12 protein-coding genes are annotated in these 12,409 nt (G+C 46.0%); all 12 read right to left on the bottom strand.

Translation table 11 applies throughout. From position 1 onward, the window contains the following. Positions 1–62 precede the first annotated feature (62 nt). The 12 genes from secA to BN8908_RS04425 all read right to left on the bottom strand — a co-directional run bounded on the left by secA (position 63) and on the right by BN8908_RS04425 (position 12,400). Positions 63–3,347, bottom strand: coding sequence for a preprotein translocase subunit SecA (gene secA, locus BN8908_RS04480; protein WP_021986900.1), 3,285 nt, complete (start codon positions 3,345–3,347; stop codon positions 63–65). 183 nt (positions 3,348–3,530) lie between these two features. Then, positions 3,531–3,851 (bottom strand): hypothetical protein, encoded by a 321-nt coding sequence (locus BN8908_RS04475; protein WP_021986901.1) that lies wholly within the window; start codon positions 3,849–3,851, stop codon positions 3,531–3,533. A 145-nt stretch (positions 3,852–3,996) separates the two neighbouring features. Next, positions 3,997–4,473 carry a hypothetical protein gene (locus BN8908_RS04470; RefSeq protein WP_021986902.1) on the bottom strand — a complete coding sequence of 159 codons (477 nt, stop codon included), beginning with the start codon at positions 4,471–4,473 and terminating at the stop codon, positions 3,997–3,999. 334 nt (positions 4,474–4,807) lie between these two features. After that, positions 4,808–5,854, bottom strand: a complete 1,047-nt coding sequence (locus BN8908_RS04465; RefSeq protein ID WP_068689406.1) for a type II secretion system F family protein — start codon at positions 5,852–5,854, stop codon at positions 4,808–4,810. Between the two features lie 35 nt (positions 5,855–5,889). After that, positions 5,890–6,447 carry a type II secretion system protein gene (locus BN8908_RS04460; RefSeq protein ID WP_161945854.1) on the bottom strand — a complete coding sequence of 186 codons (558 nt, stop codon included), beginning with the start codon at positions 6,445–6,447 and terminating at the stop codon, positions 5,890–5,892. Between the two features lie 66 nt (positions 6,448–6,513). Next, the gene (locus BN8908_RS04455; RefSeq protein ID WP_021986905.1) at positions 6,514–6,846 is read right to left on the bottom strand and encodes a hypothetical protein; all 333 of its coding nucleotides are present in this window, start codon (positions 6,844–6,846) and stop codon (positions 6,514–6,516) included. After that, positions 6,834–8,051, bottom strand: coding sequence for a hypothetical protein (locus BN8908_RS04450; RefSeq protein WP_068689402.1), 1,218 nt, complete (start codon positions 8,049–8,051; stop codon positions 6,834–6,836). The genes BN8908_RS04455 and BN8908_RS04450 overlap by 13 nt, the downstream gene beginning before the upstream one ends. Before the next feature lie 4 nt (positions 8,052–8,055). Then, entirely contained in the window at positions 8,056–8,517 is a 462-nt protein-coding gene (locus tag BN8908_RS04445) for a hypothetical protein (RefSeq protein WP_068689400.1), read from the bottom strand. A 28-nt stretch (positions 8,518–8,545) separates the two neighbouring features. Further along, complete coding sequence (locus BN8908_RS04440; protein WP_021986908.1) at positions 8,546–8,905, bottom strand: hypothetical protein; 360 nt, start codon at positions 8,903–8,905, stop codon at positions 8,546–8,548. A gap of 87 nt (positions 8,906–8,992) precedes the next feature. Further along, complete coding sequence (locus BN8908_RS04435; RefSeq protein ID WP_068689398.1) at positions 8,993–9,487, bottom strand: hypothetical protein; 495 nt, start codon at positions 9,485–9,487, stop codon at positions 8,993–8,995. A gap of 22 nt (positions 9,488–9,509) precedes the next feature. After that, positions 9,510–10,493, bottom strand: a complete 984-nt coding sequence (locus BN8908_RS04430) for a PilN domain-containing protein (RefSeq protein ID WP_068689396.1) — start codon at positions 10,491–10,493, stop codon at positions 9,510–9,512. Between the two features lie 11 nt (positions 10,494–10,504). After that, complete coding sequence (locus tag BN8908_RS04425) at positions 10,505–12,400, bottom strand: type II secretion system protein GspD (RefSeq protein WP_068689394.1); 1,896 nt, start codon at positions 12,398–12,400, stop codon at positions 10,505–10,507. Positions 12,401–12,409 lie beyond the last annotated feature (9 nt).

Genomic DNA, 12,409 nt, shown 5'->3' with positions numbered 1-12,409 from the left:
GCTTATGATTTACGGCTCCTCTCCTTCCGGACAAAAACCGCAAATCACAAATCTAAAATTAATTATTCTGTCTTTCCGTGACAATTCTTATACTTCAAGCCGCTTCCACAAGGGCAGGGATCATTACGTCCCACCTTCGGACCGACACGCACCGGCTCATGTTTCGGCGGTTGTTGATTCTGGGGAACCGCAGCTTCTGCACGCCCTTCTTTCATACGGCTCATGTCCGTACGGCGTTCCCTGGCTTCCCTGACTTCTTCCGGTTCCTGCATCGGAATCTGTCCTTTCATCAAAGTAGATACGATACCCCGGTTGATCTTTTCAACCATGGTTTTAAACAAATTATAGGATTCGAATTTATAAATCAACAGCGGATCCTTCTGTTCATAAGCTGCATTCTGTACCGACTGCTTTAATTCGTCCATTTCACGCAACTGCTCCTTCCAGGCATCGTCAATCTGTGCCAATATGATTGACTTCTCATAAGAGCGCATCAGATCCTCTCCCTGACTCCGGTAAGCCTTTTCCAAATTCGTCACCACATTATACATCCGTTGTCCGTCTGTAAACGGAACGACGATATTCTTAAACATCTCTCCCCGGGTCTCGAATACATTCTTGATTACCGGATAGGCCTGCTCTGCAATATGTTCCCCCTTACGCGTATATACTTCCCGCACCTTATCGTACAATTTCTCCGTCAAATCCTCGGCCTTCATAGTTTGGAATTCCTCCGGCGTAACTTCAAAATCGATCGAGAGTATACGCAAAACTTCCATCCGTAAACCTTCCAAATCATTCGCCGGCTGATATTCATTCACAATAGTTTCACATACATCGTAGGTATTATTGGCAACAGCAACCCCGATACGCTCTCCCAACAACGCATTCCGGCGCTGTTTATAAATAATCGTACGCTGGGAATTCATCACATCGTCATATTCCAGCAAACGCTTCCGGATACCGAAATTATTCTCTTCCACTTTTTTCTGTGCCCGTTCGATAGAACGGGTGATCATCGAATGCTGAATAACATCTCCCTCCTGATGACCCAAGCGGTCCATTACCCGGATAATTCTTTCGGAACTGAACAAACGCATCAGATCGTCTTCCAGAGAAACAAAAAACTGGGAAGATCCCGGATCTCCCTGACGTCCGGCACGGCCCCGCAACTGACGGTCCACACGACGGGAATCATGCCGCTCCGTACCGATAATAGCCAAACCTCCCGCTTCCCGTACCTCCGGAGTCAACTTGATATCGGTACCACGACCGGCCATATTGGTAGCAATAGTTACAGTACCTTTCTGTCCGGCCTGTGCTACAATATCAGCCTCTTTGTGATGCAACTTCGCATTCAGCACATTGTGAGAAATATTCCGCAATTTCAGCATACGGCTCAATAACTCCGACACTTCTACCGAAGTCGTACCTACCAATACCGGACGACCGGCTTCTACCAGACGGACGATTTCATCGATCACCGCATTGTATTTCTCCCGCTTCGTCTTATATACCAAATCGTTGGCATCCTTCCGGATGATCGGTTTGTTCGTCGGGATCACAACGACATCCAGCTTGTAGATATCCCACAACTCACCGGCTTCCGTTTCTGCCGTACCGGTCATACCGGCCAATTTATGATACATACGGAAATAATTCTGCAACGTAATCGTAGCAAAAGTCTGTGTAGCCGCTTCAACCTTCACATCTTCTTTAGCTTCAATCGCCTGGTGCAGACCATCCGAATAACGGCGCCCCTCCATGATACGACCGGTCTGCTCATCCACAATCTTCACCTTATTATCGATCACCACATATTCTACATCCTTCTCGAACAAAGTGTAAGCTTTCAGCAACTGACTTACAGTATGCACACGCTCCGATTTCACGGCGTAATTCTGAATCATTTCGTCTTTACGCTGCAACTTCTCGTTTTCATCCTTCACCGTCTTTTCAATTTCGGCGATTTCTTCACCGATATTCGGAAGAATAAAGAACTTCGGATCCTCGCCGGCAGCAGTAATCGCATCGTGTCCCTTATCCGTCAAATCGATCGTGTTCTGCTTCTCATCAATCACAAAATACAGCGGATCTGTAATTTCCGGCATCCTCCGGTTATTTTCCTGCATGTATTCGTTTTCCGTCTTGATCAATATTGCCTTATTCCCTTGCTCACTCAAAAACTTAATCAAAGGTTTATATTTCGGTAAACCTTTATGTGCTCTAAGCAACAGGACTCCCCCTTCTTTCCGCTTCTTCGAATCGTCACTATTCAGCAACTCCTTCGCTTCATTGAATATCTTCATCACCAGCTCACGCTGCATCCTTACCAAACGGTCAACACGCGGCTTATATTCGTCGAACATCTGATCGTCCCCTTTCGGTACCGGACCAGAAATAATCAAAGGCGTACGGGCATCGTCGATCAACACCGAGTCAACCTCATCCACAATCGCATAATTGTGTTTACGCTGTACCAGATCCTCGGGATGAACCGCCATGTTATCGCGCAGATAATCGAAACCGAATTCGTTATTCGTACCGAAAGTAATATCCGCCATATAAGCCTTACGGCGTTCCGGAGAATTAGGCTGATGCTTATCAATACAATCCACAGACAAACCGTGGAACATATACAAAGGTCCCATCCACTCCGAGTCACGCTTTGCCAGATAATCATTCACCGTCACCATATGCACTCCGCGCCCCGTCAAAGCATTCAGAAATACCGGTAAAGTAGCAACCAACGTTTTACCTTCACCCGTAGCCATTTCCGCAATCTTGCCCTGATGAAGCACAGCCCCGCCGATCAACTGTACATCGTAATGCACCATATCCCACGTCACCTCATTTCCTCCGGCAATCCACGAATTAAACCAAATCGCCTTATCTCCTTCAATCTCCACAAAATCATGATTCACAGATAAATTCCGGTCAAATGGGGTAGCTGTTACCTCAATTTCCTCGTTTTCTTTAAAACGACGGGCTGTATCCTTCATAATCGCAAAAGCCGCAGGTAACAATTCCGTCAGAATCTCCTCCACCTTCTTATCAATCTCCTCTTCCAGCTTGTCGATACGGTCGTATATTTCCTCCCGTTCTTCGATTGTCGGCCGTTCTTCATCCACCTTTCTCTTCAACTCTGTTATCTCGTCCTGCTCTTCCTGTATATGCGCCCGGATTTTGGCTTTCAAATCATCGGCAGCAGCACGCAACTCGTCATTACTGAGTCCTTTTATCTTTTCCCACTCGGCATTTACCTTGCCCACAATCGGCACCAACTCCTTCATATCCCGATCCGACTTATTACCGAGTAATTTCTTCAATATATCATTTAAACCCATTGAATTGTAAATTTTAAATTGTAATTAATATTTTGTTGCCTGGCAACTCTGTTAAAAATATAACTTGTAAAAATAAAACTTTCGATCCTTACCGGAAATCGTCATTCATTAAAATGCACGACCTGCCTTCAAACCGGGATTCATATCCGAATCCTGGGTCATAAATCGAAAACTGTATCAGGATTACAGCCCCGGAGCCCGGATTTTATGGGAAGTATATGCCGGAGTCTCGATTTGCTCCGCTTTCCCGTAATCAGACAAAAAAATCGTCTTATGAACCGCAATGTCCGGCGACCAGAAATATTCCGGAGCCAGGTCAAAAACAAGCTGCTCCGCCTCCTGATCCCCGACATATTCCGACACCGTTTTAACCGTAGTCGTAACAATCAGCCTGCACCTTTCCCCCCTTAAAGGCTCCGGGTTTCCCTGCACCTTTAAAGGAACTGTCACGACACATCCGGCCATGACATACAATGCCGCTATCAAATACCTGTTCATTTCCACAAGCTACAAAGTTAAGCTAAAAAGTAAAAACGGAAAATAAAATCCTGAAAATATTAAATATCCTCCGATACCACAAACACCTCCTGAAACAAACGCCCGGGCTCCCAATTTATTTTATACGGTACATATTCCTGTAAATAAATATTTAACGGACAATCCAAATGTATTTTTTTTTTAAACGCGAACACTTTACATACACTGCTTCCACACTTTCCAAACGGTACATCAACATCAATTCCAATGCCGTAAAACCCACAGCCAGAAAACACAAAAACTCGACATCCGTATCCCGAAGCTCAGGATGGGACGCCCGTAACTTATCGGCAATTCCGTCAAAACATTGATTTATAATTTTACACAACACCGTCTTGCCCTCCCCGTCTATAATTTCCTTTTCTATAATTTCATAAATACGGTGATAAATAATTTCATAACGATTCTTATATTGTCCGAACAACAATGTCAGATGTCGTACATACGACAATATAATCCCGGAGATAAATTTAAAATCCTCATCCCCTTTATCCGCTACAATTCTTTTCTGCCTTCTCCTTCTGCTAAAAATTCTGTAAACACTCTCTTTTAGCCCTTGAATCTGATCGATAAAAAATGTTTTTTCCATAAGTACGTAAAATTTAAAATTTGTAAATTAAAGTTACGCACTAAATTATTAACATTTTTTTACATCAAACCTATATATGAATTAATTGCATAATTGAAAAATAGTATATTGTAAAATATAGAAATGCAATCCGTCGGATTAATCATTATATTACAGATTAAAATAAGTAAAGTTTATATTCTGATATAAAATACAATAGACATTTATAATATTTATTGTAATGACAAAACGGTTTCCCTTTCCGAAAAGTAAAATATTTCTAAATATTATATATATTTCCGATGATTTAGACCGGATAACCGGAAAAATACAACAGGTATTATTGAGATAAAAATCAATATATCGTTGTTCCCAACCGGAACATCGGCAGGTACATTGCAATCAGAACGGCAGCCACTAAAGCACCGACACCCAGTACCAAAATCGGTTCAAGCAGATTACCCGCCTGCTTCAATCCGTGCTCGAGGCGCTGGCTGAGTTCCTCTCCCTGTCTCGACAACATATCCCCCAAACGGTTGGTTTCTTCTCCCACACGCAACAACATGACCAATTTACGGTCGTACAAACGGGGAAAAAGCGAAAGGGCAGTGGAAAAAAGGGTTCCCCGTCCCAGTTCCTGAGCAATGGAGGTAAAAGATTTACGGTAAGGGTAAAAAGAAATAATTCCCTCCAGCAAGCCGATACTCCGTAAAAGCGGTACCCCTGAACTATTCAGCAACCAAAGTAAACTACAAAACCGGGCTTCACAATTCTGCCGGATAAGTCCGCCGACCAAAGGAAGACGAAGCAGAAAAGCAGCTACAGCCGATTGCACCTCCGGGCGTTTTCCGAAATAACGAAAAAACAACGCCCCGCCTCCGGCGACTGCCGTCACTCCTCCCAGCCAATACGGAAACGAACGGGAAAGAGCGATCATACCGCGGGTCATGGCCGGCAATTCTCCCCCCATACGGGTATATACCTGCTCGAACATAGGCACCACCACTAAAATCATAAACACCAATACGATAACCGCCGTTCCCAATACCACCAAAGGATAACTGACGGCACTCGAAATCATCCGGCGACGGGCAATCCGTTTACGGTAATATTCAGCCAGAAACACCAAAGCTTCACTCAACCGTCCCGTTTCTTCCCCGATACGTACAACTCCCCGGTCCAAAGGAGAAAAACCTCCGTTTTCTTCCAACGCCTGCCACAAGGCATTTCCTTTCACCACAGAACGATGTATCGACTTTAACATTTCTTTTATCCGCCCCTTCTCTTCGCCTTCCGTCAACAGTGAGAACGAGCGGCTGAAATCAAGTCCCGAAGCCAGTAAAGAACTCAATTCCGAAAACAAAGTCTCTTTTCTCGAATCTTTAAAAACCAAAACTGCCATTACACCTGATTTAAATAAATACCTTTATTGATCTTTTACCTGTTCTCTTCTGTCTGAAAAACTTTTCCCCACCGTTCCGAACCGCGATCAGTACAACCGAATCCGAATTCTTTCCGATGTTTGCCCAATTGCAGAAGTACATACAAGCTGTCTATCCGTTTCGGAACATCGCTTTCAGATGTCCATCTGACGTCATCTACATTTCGGAACAACGTGTCCCGCAAAACGGGTATACAATCGTCCCCTTCCCCGAATAACACAACCAGACAATCTCCCTCCCGGTACAGATACACCTCATTTCCGGCAGCACGATGAACGACCAGTCCGTCCCCCCTGACAGTAAGTGAATCTGCCGACATACACAAAGTTTCCAGACGGGAAACGGCCGTAAAAAACGTACTTTCCGACAAACTCCTCTCTGTCTGTTGTCTTCCGTAACGCCCTGCCATATTCCAGGCCTCAAATACCATGAGAAACACAATTCCTCCGACTATCATGACCACCAGCAATTCAGGCAAAGTCATAGCCCGATAGGTATATTTCCGAACGCATCGCATTTTTACCTGCACCTTCTTTAAACCTATCGGATTCATACAGTAAAAACACCTTCTAAAACAGTTGCCCCATCGGCTTCCACCTATTCGGAACCTCATGTCCATCTATTTTAAATAAACAAATACCGGCTTATACTGCCCGTGTCCTGGAATAACCGTCAGAGTTACCTGCCGGAAACCCGGACGATAAGGCTTGACATCTACTCTTATTTTCCCCCACTTGTATTCCAGGGTTTCATTCTCCTCCTCCTTTCCGGATAAACGGTAATAGGTACGCACGGCTGTGACGGCATCCGTCAACTCTATCGGTTCGCTATCCTGCACCGAAAACCGTACCAAAGTTTCCATCGTCACGGCAAAGACAATCATCAGGATCAAAGCCGCAACAATCACTTCAACCAAAGTCGAAGCCCCGAGCCGTTTATTTATTCCAGCCATCCGATCACCTCCTTTTCCGTATCTCCGGCCAACCAGAAAGGCCAGATCATGTCCTTACTTTCTGACAAGTCCACTCCATACAGGATATCTGCATAATAGCCCGCCGGAGAAAAATAATAACTCTCCCGAAGAAAAAGAGCCCCCGCTACTTCTCCCTGCACCTGGGCAATACCGTCCACATACACCAGTCCCCTCACCTTCGCCGTCGGAACCTGACGGTAATGCAGCACGGGAGGCCGGTTTTCCGCTCCATCCCCGTCGACCACGACATAACCGTTCAGGACAGCACTATCCCGGATTTCAACCCTTCTTGCCGGATTTTCCGCACTTAAAAACACCCCCGAAGGATACTCCAACTCCACCTGCTCATCCAACACTACCGTATCCCGGGCAAAAATCTGCAATGATCCCCGAAAACCTTTACCCACCATTACAGAAGGCGCTGCTACCAAAACACGGCTTAAACGGCACTCCGGACCGATATACAAAGGAAAACGGCTGTACAACACCAATCGTCCGGCATAGTTTCCGCTAACCCGTTCTTCACAAACAACCGGCAAAGTTTCCTCCCGGAAACTACGCTTCAAACCGGCAAAACCGTCGCAGGGAATGGAAAGCGGTTCCTGCAGACGACCATACTCACCGGCTTGTTTTCGTAGTCCTTCCAAAACTTCCGGTAAACCCGTCCCACTCCGACAAACGGCAGAATCCGCCAGTATCTCCCCGGTGAAAAATTCGGAATTGACTGACGTATAATTGATTCCGGCTTTCGGTACGGCTACCTTTCCCCGGATTACCGTACGGCCTGCCAGACAAAAAACAGCCCCTTTATCACTCACATACAATTGTACATTACGGTTATACAATCGTTTTTTACCTACCCAACGTACCGAAGCTCTCCCCGAAGCAAGTGAAACTGTCACGACCTCATACAATCCCCAAGGTAAAACTTCAACCCGGATACGGGAACGTTCGTCCGGAGGGAAAAGCACATAACCGGAAGTATCCGTCAATACAACCGACGTATCCCGGCAATACAACAAAAAACCGGAATCCAGCCACATTCTCTCCTGTTGTTCCGCCACCCATTCCCGGACAGGACGACCATAATACATCTTCAACGAAAAAATTCCGCAGACAAACAACAGCATCAATACAGACACCACAACAACCGTCGCCAGAACCGAAGCTTTAAACGTCTTCATATCCTTATTTTTTCAATACGTACCTCTGATTCCCCTTTACAAATACGGCAGAATCTCCGGCTGATTTTACAATCCGGAAGCCGTCAATTACGTCTCCCACCCCCACAATCTCACGACGACCGTCCGACTCCAACAACACATACGCCCGTTTTCCCCGCCTCAGTCTGCCCCGGAAAAGAAAAGACGGCGGATCAGCCGTATGCAAGGGCATATCGGGAACAAAGAAAGCAGAGGGACGTATAGCCGATTGCTTTCCGGAGTTTACCTGTAATTCTGACTTCAGGAAAGGATCGGGATAATCTACCCGTATACTGTCACATACCGTAACAGCAGGTGACGGCCGGTAACCGTTAACGGCGTCCATATCTTTCTGATCTCCCAAAGCGCCGGCAATCCGCCAAATAACGATACTCCATACAACGGCAACAACAAGCAAAAGCACACCTACTACCTTTCTATTTTTCATAGTTACTCCCTTTTATTCCCGATCTGATTCATTCCCGATCTACCGAAAAAGCCAAAACAGTATCCTGTGACTCATAAGCCGAATTACATCCCCTCACCGACCACTCATAAGGTCCTTCCGGCAAAACCGTTTTCCAATGATTGCCGGTTACCAGTGTATCTGCAACATAACGGCCGATACGGGCAAAGGATGGAGACACCACCACCAGACGGTAGGCAGAAGCCCCCTCCATCAACTTCCAGACAAATACCTGCTCCGCTTCGTTTAAGACCCATCCCGCTCCGGGAGCCATCACCTCCACCTTTTTCCGGCTGATATCTTTTTCGAAGACATCTTCACAAGACAGGAATAACAAACAATACGACAAAAACAACACTTTAATTTTCATAACCTGTTTTTACATAAACCCTATAACGAATGACACATTTTATTTAATAACAACCTTTATTCAAGCGACAATCCCCAACGCTGAAATTTATTTTTCCCCCGCCAACTCCACAACAATCAATGCCAAATGCAATTCCGGCTTGTCATTGTATCTTTCCTTAAACAACCGGAATCCGGCAGAAACGATCTTCACCGAAGGCATTTCCGTCTCCAATACATCCATGAAACGAAGTAATCCGCCATACCTTCCGGCCAAAACCAATTCGCCCGCATACAAACAATACTTCCCTTCCTTATGAAGCACTACGGGCAAATAGCTGACGACCCCGACATTTTCGCGGCGGATGATTTCCGTCAGCCCGTCCAGTAACTTACCGTCCACCAATAAGGAACCGCCGATCTCCTCCTGCTTCGTTTCATTCGGTAAAGGCAATTTCTGTTCCGACAATTGTTCCGACTTCACTTTTTCAGCCGTATACCGCTTCCAAAGGCCTACGCTTCTCTTCAAAGCGAATGACCAGACAAATAAAGGCAACACAACGACCAGTACCGACAATTTCACAAGCCCCGTATATTCTTTCATAACTTCTATTTTAATCCCGGAATTACAAAGAAACCTTGATTTCAAAACGATATGCCTCCCGTCCCGACAACCTGTGTATCGTTTTTAATTCTATCTCCCGGCAAAAAGTTTCCTTTTCCAGCAAACGGCAAAAACGGGTAACCGTTCCGGGATCCGAAGTCTCCCCGCCGATCAACACCACTCCCGATACGATTTCCGGATCCCGCCCCGATCGGAGCTTTCCCTCAGAAGGAGCTACACTCAATAAAGACAATTGCATCTCCCCCGGAACATGCCGGGCAATCCGGTCCAACAGTAAAGCACAACGCCCGACCGACCACCTACGGACTTTCTCCGACAAATTGCGAATTCCTTCATCCTCCCGGCTTCTTCCTTCCCGTTCCCGCATACGTACCGCCACGATCGCCTCCTGTTCCCGCACTCTTTCTTCCAATGCAACGGTTCCGAAAAAATTACCGATCAGTACGATCAGCCAAAAACACAACAACGGTAACCTCAAGCGCCGGAAAACACATTCTCCCAACACCTTTCCTTTCCGGTCAGGCCGGAACAAAACCCGGAATCTCATTTCTTCCTTTCGAATCCGCAACCACCGGACAACTTCATCTTCTTCCGGCGAAGACAGACTTTTTTCTTCTCCCCTGGACAAATACACTCCGTACACCTGTATACCTCTCTGTTTCAATCCGGTTACGACCTCGTCAGCCTTATCCCGCCGCATAAACCGTAACACCGTTCCATCTTCCCTCTGTTCCGAATCGTATAACAAATCCGGATTCCCGGTAATTCTGCGTATACTTTCATCACCTTCCCGGTAAACCCTCCGCAATACCCCTTCCCCCTCCAGCAATACGAATGTTAAAGCCTGCCTTCCTGCGACTTTTTCCGGTATACTCACACATTTTCCTTTACGCAGTACATACAGAACCGTTTGAAAACTTCCGTCCGGCAGAATAACCACCTTTAGAAATTGAGCGTATCCGGTGATAGTTTCAGGTAATACCATTGTTGAATTATTTATAATACTGTCGGTTTAATAAAAATATTGAGTTTTTGGTTCACCTTATTGTTTCTGGTCGATCCGAACAACCACTTCAACAAAGGAATACGGGCAATATAAGGCAATCCCCGGCTACTGCGGTCCCGGCTGTTGCGTTCGATCCCGCCCAGCAACACCATTTCACCGTCTTTCACCCTGATCTGAGACTTAAAACTACGGGTAGCCGTCGAAGGGGGAGCATCTTTTTCCTCTTTTCCCGTAAATTCGCTCTGTTCGATTTCTACCTGCAAAGTGATATGTCCGTCCTCTCCCACATAAGGTACAATCCGTACACACAAATTAGCATCTATACTTTTCCAGGTATAGGAATCCGATTGTATGGGAGTCTGTGACCCGATAATATTACTCGACACTTCTTTGTAATACCGGGTTTCCCCGCTTTTCAGCGTCGCCTCGTGTCCGTTCAGCGTCGAAAGTTTCGGTGTCGAACGCAACTCAATATCTCCGGCCTCTTCCAGAAATTTAAGATTCATGTAAAAATCAGGAGTAACCCTTCCCAGATTCACCGATCCGAAACCGTTGAAACTATTAATCAGCTTATTTACCGATACAGCTCCCAAAGTCATATTGATACCGGGAGAAAAAGAGCCCTTCGTTACCGCCGGTTTCTCCCCCAGGCCGGCTTCAATTCCGGCTTCCCGGATCGTACTTTTCGTCACCTCGACAATCATAACGTCAATCGTTATCAAAGGTACTCTCCGGTCTATGCTCTCCAGAAAACGACACACGGCCGTCACATGCCGGCTGTCTCCGCTTACGATCAAACTGTTGAGATCGGGGAAAAGCTGCACCTGCACCTCTTTTTTCAATGCATCCGGTATCAGCTCGGGTAAATGCTCCGCCGTACGGTAACGCAACGGAACGACACGCGTTGTCACCAAAGCATTCTCCTTCCCTGTTGTTCCGAATACATACACCCCGTCATACTTCCCGCAACTGATCCCGCTTCCCGCCAGTACAACGTCGAAAAAAGTCTCATACTCTATATGCTGTAAATACACCGAAGTCTGGCCCTTCAAAGGGGTGGCAAAAAAATAATTCAGCTTTAGCAACTCACAGGCTTCTGACAATATATCGCTCAAATTTCCATTTGTTATATGTGCGGTAAGACAGCCCAGACTATCGGCCGATAACCGGTCTGTTGCATATACCTCTCTCCGGACAAAATGCTTATTCCGTTCCTGCCCTTCAGATTCTCTTTCTCCGGAGGAATCAAAAATCCATACGCCTCTCTTTTCTTCCGTAACCACCAAACCGTTAGCTGCAGCCAAAGCACGGATTGCATCAGGCACTTTTAATTGTTGCAGATAAGACGATACGCGGGAAGCATACAAATTCTGAGGTACAATTACATTTTGTCCTGTCAGCCGGGTGATGCAACGAGCCACCTCCGGAAGCAAAACTTCCTGAAAATCGAAAGAGAGAGAAACCTGTAACGAATCGTAACGCACCGTTGGTTCCGGTTCGGATTGCGGTAAAACGGCAGCTGAACGGAGTGTCACAATATTACCGCTGATTTCGGCCTCCAAACCGTACTCCCGGCAAAGAAAATACAACAGGTCTGTAATACGTGCCCGACTGAAATTACAGGCGACCAAAGGATCGGTTGCTACCTTTACACATAAATTCACCTGATTGACTGTCGCAATACTACGTAATAACTCGGAAAGCGGAATATTTCCCACCGAAAGATCCGTTTCCTGCAAATAAGCGGGATCCCTGCTTCCCAAACTATCCAAAGTCCTTCGTAAAACATCTGTCTGTACTACCGCCAAAGAGTCGGCACTCTCCTGGGCATACACACTTCCCGATACGACCAATATAATCACTGAAAACAAACACCTTAAAATCATAACCTACCG

The sequence above is a fragment of the Culturomica massiliensis genome (genome assembly GCF_900091655.1).
Classification (GTDB): Bacteria; Bacteroidota; Bacteroidia; order Bacteroidales; family Marinifilaceae; genus Culturomica; species Culturomica massiliensis.
Note: the sequence above shows the minus strand (reverse complement) of the source record. Positions and strands in the feature narration are given on the sequence as shown.